General features: G+C 67.4%; 19 protein-coding genes. 5 read left to right on the forward strand and 14 right to left on the reverse strand.

From position 1 onward, the window contains the following. The first annotated feature begins 3 nt into the window (after nt 1-3). The 5 genes from thrC to ACP15K_RS09405 are packed head-to-tail and all read left to right on the forward strand — an operon-like array spanning nt 4 to nt 5538. Complete coding sequence (gene thrC, locus ACP15K_RS09385; RefSeq protein WP_424990362.1) at nt 4-1395, forward strand: threonine synthase; 1392 nt, start codon at nt 4-6, stop codon at nt 1393-1395. Further along, entirely contained in the window at nt 1392-2654 is a 1263-nt protein-coding gene (locus ACP15K_RS09390; RefSeq protein ID WP_424990363.1) for a M16 family metallopeptidase, read from the forward strand. The genes thrC and ACP15K_RS09390 overlap by 4 nt, the downstream gene beginning before the upstream one ends. Next, nucleotides 2651-3238 (forward strand): GNAT family N-acetyltransferase, encoded by a 588-nt coding sequence (locus tag ACP15K_RS09395; protein ID WP_226925857.1) that lies wholly within the window; start codon nt 2651-2653, stop codon nt 3236-3238. The genes ACP15K_RS09390 and ACP15K_RS09395 overlap by 4 nt, the downstream gene beginning before the upstream one ends. A 58-nt stretch (nt 3239-3296) precedes the next feature. Continuing rightward, on the forward strand, nt 3297-4124 hold the full coding sequence (locus ACP15K_RS09400) for an MBL fold metallo-hydrolase (RefSeq protein ID WP_424990401.1): 828 nt from the start codon (nt 3297-3299) through the stop codon (nt 4122-4124). Beyond that, nucleotides 4117-5538, forward strand: a complete 1422-nt coding sequence (locus ACP15K_RS09405; RefSeq protein WP_424990365.1) for an FAD-binding oxidoreductase — start codon at nt 4117-4119, stop codon at nt 5536-5538. The genes ACP15K_RS09400 and ACP15K_RS09405 overlap by 8 nt, the downstream gene beginning before the upstream one ends. A 111-nt stretch (nt 5539-5649) precedes the next feature. Here the strand turns inward: ACP15K_RS09405 and ACP15K_RS09410 are convergent, their stop codons facing one another. The 14 genes from ACP15K_RS09410 to ACP15K_RS09475 form a co-directional block, all read right to left on the reverse strand. Continuing rightward, nucleotides 5650-6183 (reverse strand): adenine phosphoribosyltransferase, encoded by a 534-nt coding sequence (locus tag ACP15K_RS09410; protein WP_193141801.1) that lies wholly within the window; start codon nt 6181-6183, stop codon nt 5650-5652. A 97-nt stretch (nt 6184-6280) separates the two neighbouring features. Continuing rightward, nucleotides 6281-7159, reverse strand: a complete 879-nt coding sequence (locus ACP15K_RS09415; RefSeq protein ID WP_193141800.1) for an S-methyl-5'-thioadenosine phosphorylase — start codon at nt 7157-7159, stop codon at nt 6281-6283. A gap of 71 nt (nt 7160-7230) precedes the next feature. Further along, nucleotides 7231-7836 (reverse strand): flavin reductase family protein, encoded by a 606-nt coding sequence (locus ACP15K_RS09420; protein ID WP_193141799.1) that lies wholly within the window; start codon nt 7834-7836, stop codon nt 7231-7233. Between the two features lie 11 nt (nt 7837-7847). Then, nucleotides 7848-8345: an ureidoglycolate lyase gene (locus ACP15K_RS09425; protein ID WP_193141798.1), complete on the reverse strand. Its 498-nt coding sequence runs from the start codon at nt 8343-8345 to the stop codon at nt 7848-7850. A 206-nt stretch (nt 8346-8551) separates the two neighbouring features. Then, nucleotides 8552-9568: an aldose epimerase family protein gene (locus ACP15K_RS09430; protein WP_424990366.1), complete on the reverse strand. Its 1017-nt coding sequence runs from the start codon at nt 9566-9568 to the stop codon at nt 8552-8554. Nucleotides 9569-9604: 36 nt separating this feature from the next. Continuing rightward, nucleotides 9605-10213, reverse strand: coding sequence for a 2-dehydro-3-deoxy-6-phosphogalactonate aldolase (locus tag ACP15K_RS09435; protein WP_424990367.1), 609 nt, complete (start codon nt 10211-10213; stop codon nt 9605-9607). Further along, complete coding sequence (locus tag ACP15K_RS09440) at nt 10210-11112, reverse strand: 2-dehydro-3-deoxygalactonokinase (protein ID WP_424990368.1); 903 nt, start codon at nt 11110-11112, stop codon at nt 10210-10212. Before ACP15K_RS09440 ends, ACP15K_RS09435 begins: the two co-directional genes overlap by 4 nt. After that, complete coding sequence (locus ACP15K_RS09445) at nt 11109-11873, reverse strand: SDR family NAD(P)-dependent oxidoreductase (RefSeq protein WP_424990369.1); 765 nt, start codon at nt 11871-11873, stop codon at nt 11109-11111. Before ACP15K_RS09445 ends, ACP15K_RS09440 begins: the two co-directional genes overlap by 4 nt. Before the next feature lie 75 nt (nt 11874-11948). Next, nucleotides 11949-12434, reverse strand: coding sequence for an MmcQ/YjbR family DNA-binding protein (locus ACP15K_RS09450; protein ID WP_424990370.1), 486 nt, complete (start codon nt 12432-12434; stop codon nt 11949-11951). Between the two features lie 183 nt (nt 12435-12617). After that, nucleotides 12618-13619, reverse strand: coding sequence for an ester cyclase (locus ACP15K_RS09455; RefSeq protein ID WP_193141792.1), 1002 nt, complete (start codon nt 13617-13619; stop codon nt 12618-12620). Nucleotides 13620-13711: 92 nt separating this feature from the next. Beyond that, complete coding sequence (locus tag ACP15K_RS09460) at nt 13712-14269, reverse strand: pyridoxamine 5'-phosphate oxidase family protein (RefSeq protein ID WP_424990371.1); 558 nt, start codon at nt 14267-14269, stop codon at nt 13712-13714. Then, a complete protein-coding gene (locus ACP15K_RS09465; protein WP_394355466.1) occupies nt 14262-15356 on the reverse strand; it encodes a lipocalin-like domain-containing protein in 1095 nt (364 codons plus the stop codon). Before ACP15K_RS09465 ends, ACP15K_RS09460 begins: the two co-directional genes overlap by 8 nt. A gap of 94 nt (nt 15357-15450) precedes the next feature. Next, nucleotides 15451-17868 (reverse strand): ABC transporter permease, encoded by a 2418-nt coding sequence (locus ACP15K_RS09470; RefSeq protein WP_193141790.1) that lies wholly within the window; start codon nt 17866-17868, stop codon nt 15451-15453. After that, on the reverse strand, nt 17865-18521 hold the full coding sequence (locus ACP15K_RS09475; RefSeq protein ID WP_424990372.1) for an ABC transporter ATP-binding protein: 657 nt from the start codon (nt 18519-18521) through the stop codon (nt 17865-17867). Before ACP15K_RS09475 ends, ACP15K_RS09470 begins: the two co-directional genes overlap by 4 nt. Nucleotides 18522-18580: the final 59 nt, after the last annotated feature.

An 18580-nucleotide genomic window follows, 5' to 3' on the forward strand; every position in this document is an offset into this window, starting at 1 on the left:
CCGATGCAGTATGTCTCAACCCGGGGGAAGGCCCCGATCCTCAGCTTCGAAGAGGCCATGCTGACCGGGCTGGCGCGCGACGGCGGTCTGTATGTGCCCGAAACCATCCCGACCTTCACCGCAGACGAGATCGCGGCGATGGCCGGCCAGCCCTATGAGGAAATCGCCTTCCGGGTGATGAAACCTTACCTGGGCGACAGCTTCACCGACGACGAGTTCCGCCAGATCATTGCCCGCGCCTATGACGGCTTCGGCCATGACGCCCGCGCGCCGCTGGTGCAGCTTGGCCCCGACCATTTCCTGCTGGAGCTGTTCCACGGCCCGACGTTGGCCTTCAAGGACTTCGCCATGCAGATGATCGGCCAGCTTTTCGAGGTGGCCCTTGGCCGCCGCGGAGAGCGGGTGACCATCATCGGCGCGACCTCGGGCGACACCGGTTCCGCCGCCATCGAAGCATTCCGGGGGCTGGACGCGGTCGACGTTGTGATCCTGTTCCCGCAGGGCCGCGTGTCCGAGGTACAGCGCCGCCAGATGACCACGCCGTCGGAAAGCAATGTCCACGCCATCGCCGTCGAGGGCGATTTCGACGATTGCCAGGCCCGCGTGAAGGACATGTTCAACGATTTCGACTTCCGCGACCGGGTGAAACTGGCCGGTGTGAACTCGATCAACTGGGCGCGGGTGCTGGCGCAGGTTGTCTATTACTTCTCGTCGGCGACCTCGCTGGGCGCGCCGCATCGCAAGGTCAGCTTCACCGTGCCCACCGGCAATTTCGGCGATATCTTTGCAGGCTACGTGGCACAGAAGATGGGCCTGCCCATCGACCGGCTGGTGATCGCCACCAACCAGAACGACATCCTGCACCGCACGCTGGAAACCGGGGCTTATACCAAGGAAGCCGTGGTGCCCTCGATCAGCCCGTCGATGGACATACAGGTGTCGTCAAATTTCGAACGGGTTCTGTTCGATGCCTATGGCCGCGACGGCGAGGCCGTGGCCCAGCAGATGGCCGATCTGGGGCAGGGCGGCGAATTCCGCGTCAGCCAGGGCGCGCTGGAGTTCCTGAGGGAGCATTTCGACAGCGGTCGCGCCTCGGAAGACGAAACCACCGCCACCATCGCCCGCAGCTTTGTGCATACCGGAGAGGTGTTGTGTCCGCACAGCGCGGTGGGTGTGAAAGTGGCCGAAGAGGCCGTTCGGCCGGGGGTGCCGATGATCACCCTGGCCACCGCGCATCCGGCGAAATTTCCCGCTGCGGTCGAGGCCGCCTGCGGCGTCAGCCCGGCACTTCCCAAGCGCATGGCGGACCTGTATGAGCGTCCGGAACGCGTGACCGATTGTACCAATGATCTGGCCGCGCTTGAGGCATTGATTGAGGAGAAGATTTCCGCGTGACTGTTCAGATCCATCGTTTGCCCAACGGGCTTCGTATCGTCACCGAACGGATGGCGGGGCTGAAATCAGCCTCGCTGGGGCTGTGGATCGCCGCCGGCGGCCGCCACGAGCGCCCCGAGCAGAATGGCATCGCGCATTTCCTCGAACACATGGCGTTCAAGGGCACCAAGACCCGCAGTCCGCTGCAAATCGCCGAGGCGATCGAGGATGTGGGCGGCTATATCAACGCCTATACATCGCGCGAGATGACCGCCTATTACGCCCGCATCCTTGAAGAAGACGTGATGCTGGCGCTGGACGTGATTTCCGACATCGTGCTGAACCCGGTGTTTGATCCCGCCGAGATCGAGGTCGAGCGCGGCGTCATCCTGCAGGAGATCGGGCAGGCACTGGACACCCCCGACGACATCGTTTTCGACTGGCTTCAGGAAGCCGCCTATCCCGACCAGCCGCTGGGCCGCACCATCCTTGGCGAAACCTCCCATGTGGAAGGCTTCTCGCGCGAGGATCTGTTCGGCTTCGTGGGTGAACGCTACGGGCCGGGGCAGATGATCCTTTCGGCGGCCGGGGCGGTGGATCACGACGCCATCGTGCGCGAGGCCGAGCGTCTGTTCGGCCATCTGTCACCGGTTCTGTCCAGCACCCCGGAACCGGCACGCTTTGCCTATGGCGAAAAGCGGCAGGAAAAGGCGCTGGAGCAGGTGCATTTCACCCTGGCGCTGGAAGGCCCCAGCTACCGCGAGGATGAGATCTACACCGCGCAGGTCTTTGCCACCGCGCTTGGCGGCGGCATGTCCTCGCGCCTGTTCCAGGAAGTGCGCGAAAAGCGCGGGCTGTGCTATTCGATCTTCGCGCAGGCCTCGGCCTATGCCGACACCGGCATGACCACGATCTATGCGGGCACCAGCGAAGGCGACGTGGGTGCTTTGGCCGAACTGACCATCGACGAGTTGCGCAAGGCCGCCGACGGGCTGCGGCCCGACGAGGTCAACCGCGCCCGCGCCCAGATGAAAGCGGGCTTGCTGATGGGGTTGGAAAGCCCGTCGTCGCGCGCCGAACGGCTGGCGCGGCTGGTGTCGATCTGGGACCGGGTGCCCGATCTTGAGGAAACCATTGCCCTGATCGACGGGGTGAATGCCGACAAGCTGCGCGACTATGGCAACCGTCTGGTGTCGCAGGCCCCGGTGGCGCAGGCGCTCTATGGCCCGGTGGGCAATGCGCCGCGCCTGGATGATCTCAGGGCCCGGCTGGCCGCATGATCCGGCTGGCGCGGCGTCAGGTTCAGATCGAATCCGAACGGATGCGACTGCGGCCTCCGGCGATGGCCGATTTTGTCGAATGGTGCGAGTTGCGCCGCCAAAGCGCCGCTTACCTGAAACCGTGGGAGCCGACCTGGTCCGCCGACCACCTGACCAAGCGCGGCTTTTCCAACCGTATCCACTGGGTGCAGCGCAGCATCTCGAACGGCACGGCCCTGCCGCTGTTTCTGACCGACCGCGACAGCGGCGCGCTTCTGGGCGCGCTGACGCTGGACAACATCCGCCGTGGCCCGGCGCAGGCCGGCACGCTGGGCTATTGGATCGCCGAGAGATTCGCCGGACAGGGCTACATGCGCGAGGCGATCCGCGCCGTCACCCATCACGCCTTCACCCAGATGGACCTGAGCCGGATCGAAGCCGCCTGCCTGCCGGAAAACGCCGCCTCGCGCCGGGTGCTGGAGGTTTCGGGCTTCAAGTACGAGGGCGTTGCGCAAAGCTATCTGCAGATCAACGGGCGCTGGCGCAACCATGTGCTTTACGCCAATCTGCGCGGCGACCGGCGGGGACGCTCCTCCGCAACGTGACGCCGGGGCAATTCGTGCTACCCTTTCGGCATACAGCCCGGAGGTCGCCCCCATGCCCCTGATCCGTCTTGCCCTTGCCCTGATCCTGTTGCTGGCCAACCCGCTGCAGGCGCAGGATCGCCGCCCCAGCCATTGCATCTCGCTGGTTCAGAACCTGCCCGGCGGGGTCTACCTGTATCGCGCGGCCTTTACCGATCCGCTGCCGGATTACACCGTACGCCTGCGCTATGTCGCCCACGCCAGTTTCCTGATCCGGGGGCAGGGCGGGACGACAGCGGTGACCGACTACACCGGCTTTCTGGGCAGCACCGATTTCGTGCCCGACGTGGCGACCATGAATCGCGCCCACAGTTCCCATTGGACAGCACTGCCCGATCCGCGCATTCCCCATGTGCTGCCGGGCTGGAACCCCGATGGCGGGCCGGCGGATCATCACCTGGATCTGGGCGAGATGCTGGTCCGGTCGGTGTCCACCGACATAAGGTCGTGGTCGGGCGGGGTGGAAAGCGGCGAGGACGGCAATTCCATCTTCGTGTTCGAGGTCGCAGGCCTGTGCATCGGCCATCTGGGCCATCTGCATCACGTGCCCACCGACGAACAATTCGCGGCGCTGGGACGCCTGGACGTGGTGATGGCGCCGGTGGATGGCGGCAACACGCTGGACCTGCCGTCGATGATCCGGGTTCTGACGCGGCTGCGCGCGTCGATCGTGATCCCCATGCATTGGTTCGGCGACGGCACCCTGTCGGTGTTCCTTGCCGGAATGCAGGACAAGTTCGAGATCGAACGGGTGGGTGGCCCGGACCTTGAAGTCTCGTTGCGCAGCTTGCCGCAACGGCCTACGGTCATGGTCTTGCAACCGGCGTATTTGAGTGACGATGACTGACATTTCTCCTGCGGCCCGCCAAGTGTTGGACAGGTTGAACCGGACCCTTCCCAAGGCGGCGTTTCGTCCCTTGGGCCCTGCCTATCTGGAAGAACCCCGTGGGGCCTACATCGGCCATGCCTGCGCCGTGGTCGCGCCGGACACGGTCGAGGGCGTGGCCGAAGTGGTGCGCGCGGCCGCTGACCTGTCGGTGCCGGTGGTGCCTTACGGCGGCGGCACCGGTCTGGTGGGCGGGCAGGTGATGGCCGATGGCCCGGCGCCGCTGCTGCTCTCGCTGGAACGGATGACCGCGATCCGGTCGCTGGATGTGCCGTCGGGCGTGCTGGTGGCCGAGGCCGGCGCGATCCTGCAGGACGTGCAGGACGCCGCGCGCGACGCCGGCCTGCTGTTTCCCCTCAGCCTTGCCGCGCAGGGCTCCTGCCGGATCGGCGGCAATCTGGCCACCAATGCGGGCGGGGTGAACGTGCTGCGCTATGGCAATGCCCGCGACCTGTGTCTGGGCCTTGAGGCGGTGCTGCCGGACGGATCGATCTGGCACGGGCTGAGCGCGCTGCGCAAGGACAACACCGGCTATGATCTGCGCAACCTTCTGATCGGCTCGGAGGGCACGCTCGGGGTCATCACGGCGGCCTCGCTGCGGCTGTTTCCAAAACCCCGCGCCGAGGCCACGGCGATCTTCGTGGTGCCCGATCCGCAGGCCGCGCTGAACCTGTTGGCCCTGACCCGCGCCGAGGTGGGCGAGGCGATCAGCGCCTTCGAACTGATGTCGCAGCAGGGGCTGGAATTCCTGGCTGAAACCATGCCGCAGGTGCGCCAGCCTTTCGATGCGCCGCCCGCATGGTCGGTGCTGGTCGAACTTGGCTTCACCGGTCCCGGCGATCCCGAAGAGGCGCTGGCCACGATCTTTGAGGCCGCCTTCGAGCGCGATCTGGTCAGCGATGGCCGCATCGCCCTGTCCGATGGCCAGCGGGCCGAGTTCTGGACCCTGCGCGAGAGCATCCCCGAGGCCAACAAGAAGATCGGCGCGATCTCGTCGCACGATGTGTCGGTGCCGCTGGCAGCGCTGCCCGACTTCATCGCACGGGGCGATGAGGTGATCGCGGCGCTGGGACCGTTCCGGGTCAATTGCTTCGGACATCTGGGCGACGGCAACCTGCATTACAACGTGTTCCCGCCCATGGGCGAGGCGCGCGAGACCTACAAGGACCGCAAGGGCGCCATCATGCGCGCGGTCCATGATCTGGTGCACGAATTCGACGGCTCGGTCAGTGCCGAGCATGGCATCGGGCGTCTGAAGGTGGACGATCTGCAACGCTATGGCGATCCGGCGCGACTGGCGGCCCTGCGGGCGATCAAGCGGGCGCTGGACCCGCGCGGCATCATGAACCCGGGCGCGGTTCTGGCGGCGGAATAGCAGCTTCCCTTCCTCAGCAAGGGGCTTCAGACTTCTGGGCGTTGTCCCAGTGCGCTGCCCCCTTCGTCCGCGATGGCAAGCCTTCAGGTTTCCCGGCGGCCACCGCGCCGGTCAGTCCCCGGCGTAGCTGCACAGGGCATGCACCGGCATCCCCATCTTCTCAAGCCGGGCGCGGCCGCCCAGATCGGGAAGGTCCACCACGAAGGCGCAGCCGATGATGTTGCCGCCCAGCCGTTCCACCAACTTGATCCCGGCCTCGGCGGTGCCGCCGGTGGCCAGCAGGTCATCGACGATCAGCACGGTCTGGCCCGCGGCGATGGCATCATCGTGGATCTCGACCGTGGCGCTGCCGTATTCCAGCGTATAGTCCTCGGACAGGGTCGCGGCCGGCAGCTTGCCCTTCTTGCGCACCGGCACGAAGCCGGCCGAAAGCTGATGCGCCACCGCGCCGCCCAAGATGAAGCCGCGGGCTTCCAGCCCCACCACCAGGTCGATCCGCTGTCCGGCATAGGGCGACAGCAACTGGTCCACCGCCATGCGAAAGCCGCGCGGATGGCCAAACAGGGTGGTCACGTCGCGAAACATGATCCCGTCATGCGGGAAGTCGGGAATGGTGCGGATGAAGTCTTGCACGGTCTCGGTCATCGCCAGATCCTCTGCTTCTTCGGCGCCCGGGCAGAAGCACCCCGAACGGGATAAGGGGCGGCACCTTCTGCGCCAACCGTTGGCAGGGTCGCAGGTGTCATGCGCCCAGCACCCGGCCCGCCACCGCGTCCAGCCTGGCCAGCAGTGCCGGGTCGCGCTTGTCCGGCGCGGTCATGACCGCATATTCCAGCGCCCGGTCGCAGCCATGGGGGCAGGGCGCGCGGTCCGCACCCAGCAGGCCGGGCAGGGCGGCCACCAGGTTGCGGGCCTTCTGGGAATTGCCGGTCAGGGTGGCGATGATCTCGGTGATTTCCACGGCCCCGTGATCGGGATGCCAGCTGTCGTAGTCGGTGATCATCGCGACCGAGGCGTAACACAGCTCGGCCTCGCGGGCGAGCTTGGCCTCGGGCATGTTGGTCATGCCGATCACGTCGCAGCCCCAGGCCTCGCGGTACATCCGGCTTTCGGCCAGGGTCGAGAACTGCGGCCCTTCCATCGCCAGATAGGTGCCACCCCGATGGACGGTCACGCCCTGGGCTTCCGCCGCCGTGGCGCAGGCATCGCCCAGTCGCGGGCAGGTGGGATGGGCAACCGACACATGCGCCACGCAGCCGGTGCCGAAGAAGGACTTCTCGCGCGCGAAGGTGCGGTCGATAAACTGGTCGACGATGACGAAATCGCCCGGCGCCATCTCCTCGCGGAACGAGCCGCAGGCCGAAACCGAGATCACATCGGTGACCCCCAGCCGCTTCAGCGCATCGATATTGGCACGGTAAGGCACGGTGGACGGCGAATGCACATGGCCCCGACCATGACGCGGCAGGAAGGCCATCTTCACCCCGTCGAGCCTGCCAGTCAGGATCTGGTCCGAAGTCGTCCCCCAGGGGCTGTCCACCGCCTGCCAGCGCGCGTCCTGCAACCCGTCGATCTCGTAAACGCCCGAGCCGCCGATCACACCGATAACCGTTTCACTCATCCTGACGGGTCCCTTCTGACTGTTCCGGGGGAACTATGGCACCGGGGTCGGGTGCGGGCAATCGCTGCGTATCAGTCGTCGGGACGGGCCAGTTCGAAGACCGCGTCGATGGCGGCATAGTCACGATAGCCCATCCGCGCCAGCGGCCTGTAGCGGGTCACATCGAACCGCCCGTCGACAAGGCAATCATCGCGCAGATGCACGCCCGTGACCTCGCCAAACACGGTGAAGTTGGCCTTGCCGGGCAGTTGCAGGATCCGGATCAGGCGGCATTCCAGGCTGGCGGGCGCTTCAGCGACGCGTGGGCAATCGATGGTGGCACAAGGTGCCTTGTTCGCGCCCGCCACCACGAATTCATCTTCCCCGCGCGGCAACGCCGCTGAACTGGCGTTCATCACGCCGCCCATCGCGTGTTCCACGATATTGACGCAGAACACCCCGGTGTCGCGAATGTTGCCGACGCTGTCTTTGGTGCCTTCACGGTCGGGCTTTTCCGAAGTCGAGGCGAACATGATCTGAGGCGGCGCATAGGCCACCGCATTGAAGAAGGAATAGGGCGCAAGGTTATCGTGGCCCTCACCGTCGCGGGTCGAGACCCAGGCGATGGGGCGCGGCGTCACAATGGCGTTGAACGGGTTGTGTGGCAGGCCGTGGCCGTCAGAGGGGATATAGAACATCTGCCCCCCCGCTAGCCGCGTGTCACCAGAACCAGCGGGTCCAGCGATACCTCTTCCAGATTGCGGCCCGGCCCGATGCGGTCGACCACGGCGAACAGCCCCGGCCCGGACAGCGGCGTCAGCACCCCGTGCCAGACACCGCGATGAAAATTCACCCCCTGTCCCGGTTCGGTCAGGAAGGCGCGAAACCCCTCTGGCCCGTTCGGGCCATCCTCGGCCACGGTCACCAGGAACGGATCCAGCGACATGGGCAGGAAGGCCTGGCTGCCCTCGGGATGCCGCTCTACAAGGTCCAGCGTGTAGGGCATGTTGCGCGGCACAGCCTTGAACAGGCTGATCCCGGCGCGCCCGTCCGCGCCGAAGTCCAGAAGCGCGTGATCGTGATAGCGGCCACAAAGCCCCTGGTTGATCCAGCGATCCGGCGCCCCGCTGGCCTCCAGCACATCGCCGTAGCGCGCAAATCCGCCCCGCGTCAGCGGTTCGGCGGTGATCCAGCGCGGCCCGCTCATGACGCCGGCCCGCCCAGGCCCGCTGTCACCACTGTGTCGATCCACTGTTGCATGGAGAAAACCTTGCGTCGCCGGGTCTGCGGGCGCAAGCCCTAGCGGATATCCCGTACTGGTCCGGACGCCATAATGCGCACCAATGGCAATCCCCGGCCACTTTCTTCTTGGCGAAAATACTCAAACCGCTCCGACCGCCAGACGCGCCGCGCTCAGGTTTGCGCGAACCGCCAGCGCGTGATCTGCGCATAGGTCTCTCCGGGGCGCAGCACGGTCGAGGGAAACGCCGCGTGGCTTGGCGCGTCGGGCCAGCCCTGGGCTTCGATGGCCAGCGCGCAATAGGCCGCATGGGTCTTGCCGTGATGGCCCACCGCGCCCCCGGTGCGGATGCCACCGGCGTCATAGATCTGAACCCCGGGCTCGGTTGTTTCCAGTTCCATCCGCACCCCGCTTGCGCCGGTCAGGGTCAGAACCTGTCGCGGCGTGCGGCGCGCCTCCGCCAGGCAGAAGTTCAGATCCAGCTTGGCATCCTGCCCGGGTGCAAGGGTGCGCTCCTGCCGGAAATCATAGGGCGTGCCCGCAACCGACCGCACCTCCCCGGTGGCAAGGTCGCCGGGGCCGGGCACGCAATAGCGCTCCGCGTCGATGGTCAGGCGATGGCCTGCATAGGTGTCGGTCCCATCCAGGTTCCAGTAGCTGTGATTGGCGAAATTGATCCATGTGGCGGCATCGGTGGAGACGGTGACCTGCATCTCCAGCGTTCCGGGGGCCGTCAGCGCATAGCGCGCGGTGACCGTCCGGGTGCCGGGAAACCCGCCCTCACCGTCGGGCAGGGTCAGGGTCAGCTCGACATGGGTGTCGGTGCGCTCCGCGAGCGTCCAGACTTTGCGATGGGTGCCCGCCGCGCCGGCGTGGCAGGTGTGCTGGCCATCCTGGTTGCGCTCGAACCGATAGGTCTTGCCGTCCAGGTCGGCACTGCCGTCCGAAATGCGATTGACCACCGGCCCGATCAGCCCGCCGGCGCTGGCCATGGGCCCCGCGTAGGTCGCCATATCCTCGGTGCCGATGGTCAGGCTGTGGGGCACCCCGGCCAGACGCACATCCTGCACGATGGCGCCGAAGGTCAGGATCGCCACGCTCAGCGTGCCATCGTTCAGGGTGACCTTTTGCACATCCGTGCCGTCGGCAAGCGTTCCGAAGGGGGCGATACCGGGGTCTGTCGTGGCCATGAGGGGTCTCTCCGTTGTGTTGCCCGGTTGCGGGTGTCAGGCGCGGACGGTGCCGTCCCAGGCGTCGATCAGTTCGGCGGCCAGGGCGGCCACATCGGCGGCACTGCGGCCGGGTTTGTAAATCCCGGTGCCGATGCCGAACCCATCCGCGCCAGCCGCCCGCCATGCGGCGAAATCAGCCGGGCCGACACCGCCCACGGCGAACACCGGCGCATCGGCGGGCAGCACCGCGCGCAGGGCTGACAGGCCATCCGGTCCCAGCTTGAAGGCCGGGAAGATCTTCAGCCCATCGGCGCCCGCCTTCAGGGCCGCGAAACACTCGGTGGCGGTGAACACGCCGGGATAGCTTTCCATCCCCAACGCCTTGGTTTCGGAAATCACGCCGGGATCGCAGTTCGGAGACACGATCATCCGGCCGCCGGCATCGCGCACCGCATGCACGGCGGCGGTGTCCAGAACGGTCCCCGCGCCGATCAGCGCCTGCGCGCCGAACCGCGCGGCCATGGCGCCGATGCTGGTCAGCGCGTCGGGGGAATTCAGCGGCACCTCGATCCGGTCGATCCCGGCCGCGATCAGCGCCTCGGTGACAGGCAGGGCTTCGGGCGGGGTGATCCCGCGCAGAATGGCAATCAGCGGGCGGCTCATGAGGGGGTCTCCGATGCGAGTTTGCGCGCGGCCATCAGCCCGGCGCGTGTCATGAGGTCGGCGGCGGCCTGGATCGGGGCGAGCCCCTGCCGTGTCAGCCCGGCCAGATAGGGGGCGGCAATGGCGGGGGCGCCGATCACGGCAACCTGCTGGCCCAGCCAATAGGGGCGCGCGGCGGCCAGTTCGGCGCCGATCAGAAAGCCCGACAGGCGGGCGCGGGCGGATTCGGGGCGCTGGTCGTGCAACAGCGCCTCGGCGCGCAGGCCGAACAGCCGGGCGGCCATGCGTTCGGGGCGGGACTGGGCCTCGTCCAGTGCCTCGACGAAGGCGTCGTCATCCCAGCCCTCCGCGCCGACCGAATGGCGCAGGACCGAGGCGGTGCCCAGAAGCGAGAACATCTCTCCGGTCATGAAGGTCTGGAAGCTGACCACTTCCCCGGCCGAGATATGGGCCCATTTGGTATGGGTGCCGGGCAGGCAGATCACCCCGTCGAAGTTGGGGTTGAGCGCCACGAACCCGGCGATTTGGGTCTCCTCGCCGCGCATCACGTCGGCGGGCTTGTCCTGACGCAACCCGGCGACAATGCGCACGTCGAGGCGCGGGTCGCTGACCGGGGCTTTCATCGGGGCCGCGGCAACGGGCAGGCAGGGCACCGTTGCATAAGGCGCTTCGACCCAGCCCTGGCGTGCGCCCACCATGCCGCAGGCGATGACCTGCATCGGGGCCTCGCCCAGCCAGGGCGCGATCAATTCCAGCAGCGCCGGTTCAAACTCGTCGCGGGTCAGCTTGCCCATGCCCTTGACCGATTTGGCTTCGGCGACGACCTCGGTGCCGGCCATGGCCCAGGCCCGCAGGTGAGAAGTGCCCCAGTCGGCGGCGATCCAGTCGATTCGGCTCATCCGCTGACCACAACGCCGGCGTCGGCGGCAATGCATTGTCCGGTCATCGCGCGGCTGGCGTCAGAGGCCAGGAAAAGCACGGGCTCTATCATGTCTTGAGGCTCCAGTCGGTGCGGCAGGCACTGCCGGTTCAGATGCGCTGTGACGCTGGCTTCATCGGCCCACATCTCAAGCTGTTTTTCGGTAAAGACCCAGCCCGGCGCCAGCGCATTGACGCGCACGCCCAGCGGACCGAATTCGCGCGCCAGAGAGCGGGTCATCGCGGTGATCGCACCATTGGCGGTGGTATAGCCCACAAGGTTGGCGGCCCCCATCATGTAGCTGATCGAAGACATGTTCACGATGGCCCCGCCGCCCGCCGAGATCATCCCCGGCAGCACATGCTGGCAGGCGAAGAAATAGGACTTCAGGTTGATGGCCTGTGTCTGGTCCCAGAAGGCTTCATCCACCTCCAGCGCCTTGTGGCGCAGGTCGTTGGCGGCGTTGTTGACCAGAACCGTGATCGGCCCGTTTTCGGTTGCGGCCGTGTCCATGCAGGTTTTCAGGCGGTCGATGTCGGTGACATCGCAGGCGGCAAAACCGGGGCGAATGCCGTGCTTGGCCTCCATCGCGGCGCAGAAGTCCGAGGCATCCGAGCGTTGCACGAAGAACACCTTGGCGCCCTGCGCCAGAAAGCCGTCGGTCAGGGCCGCGCCGATGCCCGCGCCGCCGCCGGTCAGAAAGACCGAAGCGCCCCGAAGGTCGTCGAATGTCGTGCTCATGCGTTTTTGGCTTTGGTCATGCCACATCCCGCTTGTTACCGGCCGGATGCAATGATCCGACAGGGAAATGTTGCCTCAAGTCGTCCATGGGGATGTGATAGAGGCCCGAACCCGGCGCGTCCAGCCAGAGGGGCGGGTTTTTGTTAGCGCTAGTGGTCCGGGCGCCAAGCCGGGCGGTTGTCCGGCGGCGGTACCGGGGGCCATCGCGGTCAGTCGCCGCCGGTGCGCGGTGGCAGGTCTTTCTGCATGCGCTTGGGCAGGCGGGCGCGGATCAGGTCGTAGGACAGGGTGATCCGGTGCCGCAATTCGTCCGGCGGGCAGGCGCACCCAGCTTTTGTGGAAATAGGGCGCGCGCGTGCCGACGCCCGCGTCGATCAGCATGGCGGCGGTTTCGACATCGGCGCATTTCACCGACACGCCGGGATCGACGGCACCGAGGCAGGCGAACATCTTGTCCCCGACTTTCCAGGCATCATGCCCGCCGCCCCAGGGATCCGAGCATACGGCACCCGGACACCCGGCGCAGATGGCATTGACGGTTTGGCGAAAGCTGTCGGTCATGGCGTGGCCCCCGGTGAGGGAACCAGCGTTTCACAAGGGCAGCGCGAAAGCAAACCCGCGCAAGGGGGGCGGAGCGCTGCTCGCGTGTCAGGATGGCGCGATGGGCATGGCGTTTCACGGCACAGCCATCCTGCGCAGGCCGTGCAAACCCGACTGATGGTCGCGCTGGATCCGCTGCCCGGATTAGCCGGCCTCACGCGCCTCGGGGCGGGGGGCCAGAAGCTGGGTCCAGATCGCGACGTCGTCGATCAGCGTCCATTCACGGCGCACCCCGTTTGGACCGAACTCAACCTGCGTCAGACCCATGACATAGGCATAGGCCCCGCTGGGCGCCCCAAAGCGACCGAACCCGTCGTGCCGCCCATAGAGCGACCATCGCACCGCCGCCGAGGCCGCGCCACGGGCCGGGGCATGGCCCATGCGATGATCGATGCGAAAACTGGCCGCCGGAAAGGCGCTGCGCAACCCGGTCCAGAAACTTTCGACGGCATCCCGGCCAATCGCGGAATGCCCGCCCGGATAGGTGGCCTCGCAACCCTCGGCATAGTGGTCGCCGATGCAGGACATCTCGCCGCCCAGCACCCGGTCCAGGATCTCGGCCAGTCCGTCCGCCTCTGGCCCGGCGGGGCCGCGGTCGCCATAGGCCGGTTCCGGGTCGGTTTCGGGGGTCAGGGGCGCGGGCAGCACGGTGCCTGCTTGCACCTGCGCCTCAAGCCAGCCGCGCGGATCGCCCGCCCCGATCTGGCACAACAGGGCCGCGGTATCGCGGATCATCCAGGCGTCGCGGATCCCGGCCTCGGTCTGCCAGCATTCGGCCAACACCCGCATCTGCACCGGCTTGCCCGTGGCAGCGCCCCAGAGGCCGGCACCGCCATGGCTGGCTTGCAGGGTGGCGCGCGTGGCCACGGCCATGCCACCGGTGTCCGCGCCGGGACCAGCCCGGGTATCGACCGAGATCGCCTCCTCTCCCAGAACTGCGCAGCCGGTCAGCGTCGCCCGCAGCGCCATGGCATCGGCCATCACCGCCTGCGGTCCGCGCAACACACGGTCGGGCAGGCGGATCACGGCGTGGGCGTGGAAGGCCTCATCCGCCAGGGTGACATCGGTGCGGCTGGCATAGGCCGACAGCCAGGCAAAGGGCGGCGGGGCGGCGGGACGGGTCAGGCGGGCAACAGGCGCAGACATGGGGAACAACACGCTCGCATCAGGACAGGAAAAATCAGCACGCATTTGAACTAAACGCTGCGAGGTTAATGTTCCCTGAAACCGGTCTGCTGCTAGGGGGCGATCCATTGGCCGTGCCAGCCGTCCTGGTGGCGCCAGCGGGCGCGGGCATGCAGATCGCGCCCCAGGTGCAGGGCGTCAATGCCGGTCACCCTGCAGCGCAGGACCGCGAATTGCGCCATCCCATCGGGTGCTTGCAAGGGTTCTGGTCGGGTCAAGGGCGTCCCCGAGGCCGCAGCACCGCCATAGATCCGGCGCGCCTGTTGCGGAATGGCCGCCCAGAGAGGCGCCACCTCGGCCCCCGTGGCGAGAGTGATCTCGCAGTTCAGACGTGCCTGAAGTTGATCCGCCGGATCCCACAGCAGCAGCGTCGCGCGCGGATCGGCCCGGATCTCGGTGACCTTCGCGGACCTGAGGTCGGTGTGAATCTCCAGCATCCTCGCGGACGCGTCGACCGCCCGTAGCACCACCATGCGCGCGGCGGCCCCGTCGGCTGAGGCCGTGGCCAGCGCCAGAAGCCGGGCCGGGGCATCGGGACGCCTTGGCCCGTCTTGCAGCTTTTGCCAGACCCATTGGTGATAGGCGTCAAGGTCGGTCCAGGGATCACTCATAGCCGGTCATCTCCAGATACCCTTTGCCGCTGTGACTGCCTTGCACCGTCACCGGACCCTCCCAGTAGGGCACGTTGGTGTCCATCCAGCTTTGCGGGTTCAGCGGGGCCGTGTGCAGGTCATAGCCCTTGTCCGGCCACTGGATGCGCCAGCGCACCGGGATCTCGCGCCCGGCGACCTGTGCCGTGCCTTCGGGTGTCAGCGTGATCGCCCCGTCGGGAATGTGCTGCGCCGTGCCATCGGGCAGGATGTGGGTGCCGGGTACGAAATCCGCCGCTTCGGCATCGCGCAGGCGGTAGACCATCAGCTTGGTGTCATCCTCCAGATGCAGCGAGAACCAGTCCCAGCCGGTCTGGGACGGGGCCAGCGGCTGCGACGACCACTCCCGATCCAGCCAGGCGGTGCCGGTCACGGCGACCGGGCCTTCGGGCAGATCGAGCATGCCTGTGACGTGGTAGTGCGGCTGCGAGTAGTAATAGCTGGCCTGCCCGCGCGGTGACTTGACAGAATATCCGCCTTCGCCATGGGTCACCAACGGGCCCTCGGCAGCCAGTGCCAGATCATAGGCGAAGTCCGCGCCGCGGGCTTGTATCTGCAAGTTGTCCAGCGCCTCTGCGCTGTTGTCCCGGCCGATCATCGCCCAGTCGTTGATCCAGGCGTGGAAGGGCTGGGCCATGACCCCGGCCTGCCCGATCCCGCCGCGTGCAAAACGCTGCGCGGTAAAGTGGCGGCTGGCATCGGTCAGACCGGCGTGCGCGAACCAGATCTGCGAGGACGTCCAGCCCTCCCCCGGATCGGGGGACAGGGAGGCGCGAAACAGTGTCCATTGCGCCCCGAATGCGCGGCTCTCGGCGTCTTCGAGATTGGCCGTCACATACCACCATTCGATGCGAAATCCGGGATGGGCGCCGTGGTCCTGTGGGAAGGAAAAGGCCCGGCCGGGAGCGGGCAGCTGGAACCCGTCGGCGTCACTGCCCATGCCGGCAAATCCCTGGGCGGTGGCGGGCAGGGCATGGGGGACGAGGGTCAGACATGCGCAGACAAGGGCGCGGATGGCCTGGGGCAGGGCAGTGAGTATTTTTGCCAAGAAGAATGGAAGTCCTGTGCGCAGCGGACGCCGGACCGGCTGGCGGCTGGCGGCATGCGCTGTTGGGTCTTGGGGCACGATTGGCAGCGTCGGGTCAGCGGTCACTGAAAAATCCCTTCATGAGAACCACGGGCGGCTGGCTGGCCAGCTTGCGGGCCGGGAGGGCCGCCGCCGCAAGCGCGGCCAGGATGGCCAGGGCTGTCAGCCTGATCCAGTCGCCGGGAAACACCGTCATCGGCAGGCGCCAGCCGAAAGCACCGACGTTGACCACCGCCAGCAGCACCCAGGCCAGGCACAGCCCGACCGGAATCGCCAGAACCGCCGTCATGGCGGCCAGCAGCGCGCTGCGCAGCAGTTCCAGCGCGCCGATATGTCGGCGTTGCAGGCCCAGGGCCCAGACCGGCGCGACCTGTGGCAGGCGCTGGGTCGATAGGGTCAGAAGGCTGGTCAACATGGCCAGCGCGGCCACCCCGAGCGTCAGCAGGTTCAGCGCCCGTGTAATCGCGAAGGTGCGTTCGAAGACCGCGTGGCCCGAGGCCTTGAGCGCGGATTGGTCGATGATCTGCGCCGCCGGAAGACCATATTCGCTGCGCAAACGGGCGGAGAAGGCCGCCACATCTCCGGGCGGCATCCGCAGCGCGAAGCGGATGATTGGCACCTCGGGAAACTGCTGTTGGAACGCCTTCAGCCCGATCAGCGCCTCGGCCGACGGGTTGCCATAGTCGGGATAGATCCCCAGCACGGTATATGCGGTATCGTCGATGCGCACCTCGTCGCCCAGGGCGAGGGTTTGCCGGTAGTGCAATTGTTCGTTGATGAAGGCGCCGGTGCCTGCCGCAAGACCCTCCCAGGCATCGGGGGTTGCATCGAGCAAGGGCCAGGTCTGTCGCCAACTGGCCGCCGGGCTCAGGGCCTGGACCGCGCCGGGATGGTTATTGATCCGTGTGTCGTGGAACACGCGCGGCAGAACCTCGCGGGCGGCGCTGTCCAGTACCGGGCGCAGACGCATGGCCATTTCGGGTGTACCGGTGTCCACATAGACCTCGGCCACCAGCCGCTGATCCAGCCAGTCGGTGAAGGCCAGTCGAAAGCTGCCGACCATGGTTGAAACGCCGATGTTGGCCGCCAGCGCCAGCAACAGGGCCATCAGGGCCAGCGACAGGCCGGGCAGTTGTTGGCGGCTGTCGGCCCAGAACCATTGCGGCAGCGGGCGGCGGGCGGCCTTTACTGCGCGGGCCAGCGCTGCGGCCAGCAGTGGGGGCAGCAGAAGGGCCGCGCCCAGAAGAAGCGCACCCAGCAGGACGAAGCCGGTTGCAAGACCATCTCCTAGCCACGCCAACGTACCAGACAGGGCGATCAGGCCGATGGCCGCCCCCGCTTGCCGCCGCAGGTTGCGGGTCGAGGCCAGTCGCCAGGCGCGGGGCTGGGCGCTGGCCAGGATCGGCAAGCGCAACAGGCGCGTCAGGCTTTGGGCGGCGGCGATGGTGGTGCCAAGCCCGGCCATGGCGAACCCGGCGCCGATCCAGCCCGGCCGCAGGCTGAGCGTGCCGGTGGCGGGTGCGCCATAAAGCCCGCGCAGGGTGGCCGCCACATCCGGCAGCAAGGCGGCGGCGATCAGGTAGCCCAGGAGCACCCCAAGGGTTCCGGCGACCAGCGCAAACAGCACCAGTTCGGCGGCCATCAGCGCGATCAGGGTGCGTGCGGGCAACCCGAGCGCGCGCAGGGTGCGCATCATGGCCCGCCGCTGTTCGAAAGCCAGACCGACGGCGCCATGGGCAATGAACAGGCCCACGGTGAAGCTGAGAAATCCGAAGGCGGTCAGGTTCAGGTGGAAAGCACCGGTCAGCCCGGCGATCTCGGCGCGGCGGTCGGGCTGGCTGCGCGTCAACTGCGGCGCCAGGTCGGTCAGCGGCGGCAGATGGGCGGGCAGGGCGGTCACCTCGATCATCCGCGACAGGGTGTCGGGCTGATCCAGCAGGCGGGACACGGTGCCAATGTCGCCCACCAGAAGGCCGGGCGCGAGATCTGAGGCGGGCACCAGCGCTTGCGCGACGGTCTGATCCAGACGGGCCAGCGTTTCGGGCGCGCCGAAGAACTGGCCGGGCGGGCCGATGAAGGCGGCCAGGCCGTCTGTGCCGTCGGTGTTCTGGGCGTCGGCCTCGGGCAGGATCGGGGCGGACAGCGGATCGAGACCCAGAAGCGTGACGGTCTGGCCGCCGATCCGCGTCGTGCCTTCGATCACCGGGGCCAGCGGATAGCCCGCCTTGCGCAAAGTCACATAGGTGTCGAGGCGCACGGGGGCCCCGTCGCTGCGGGTCCAGACCGGGCGGCCCTGCTGGTCCAGCATCGAGGCGGCGCGGTCATAGCTGGCGCGCGCCTCGGCATTGATGGCCTGCACCCCGGTCCACAGCGCGGTGGCCAGCGCCAGACCCAGAAGCAGCGTCAGGGCCTGCCCCGGATGCCGCCGCCAATGCGACAGCAGCGCCAGCAACCCCGCTCGTCCGCCGGTCATTCGATTGTCCCGTGGCTCAGATGCGCGCGCCGGTCCAGCCGTGCCGCCAGCACCTGCGAATGGGTGACCATCAGCAGTGCGGCGCCGCTGTCGCGCGACAGGTCGAGGAACAGTTGCAGCACCGCTTCGCTGCTGTCTTCGTCCAGGTTGCCGGTGGGCTCATCGGCGAGGATCAGCGCCGGACGCGCCGCAAGGGTCCGGCCAATGGCCACGCGCTGTTGCTGGCCGCCCGACAATTGCTCGGGGTAGCGGTCCAGCAGCGGGGCCAGCCCCAGCCGTGTGGCGATCTGGTCCTGCCACTCGCGGTCTTCGCGGCCCGCCAGACGGGCATGAAAGCTCAGGTTCTGGCCGCAGGTGAGGGACGGGATCAGGTTGAACTGCTGGAACACCAGCCCCACCGTGTCGCGGCGCAGCGCGGCAAGGGCGCAGTCGCGCAGGGTTGTGATCTCGGTGCCGTTGATCCGCAGCTGTCCGGCATCGGGCCGGTCCAGCCCCGCGATCAGGGTCAAAAGCGTGCTCTTGCCGCTGCCGCTTTCCCCGGTCAGGGCCAGCGTCTCGCCCGCGTCCAGCGCCAGCGACACGCCGTCCAGCACGGTCACCGGGGCGGGATCGCCGGGAAAGGTCTTGCGCAAATCGCGAATGTCGAGAAGCATGGCGGGGCGGTGTCCTGAAAAAGCCGTCGTGACACCGGGAACCTAGCGCATTGGCGCGG

The organism is Fluviibacterium sp. S390 (assembly GCF_049800695.1).
In the GTDB taxonomy this organism is placed as follows: domain Bacteria; phylum Pseudomonadota; class Alphaproteobacteria; order Rhodobacterales; family Rhodobacteraceae; genus Meridianimarinicoccus.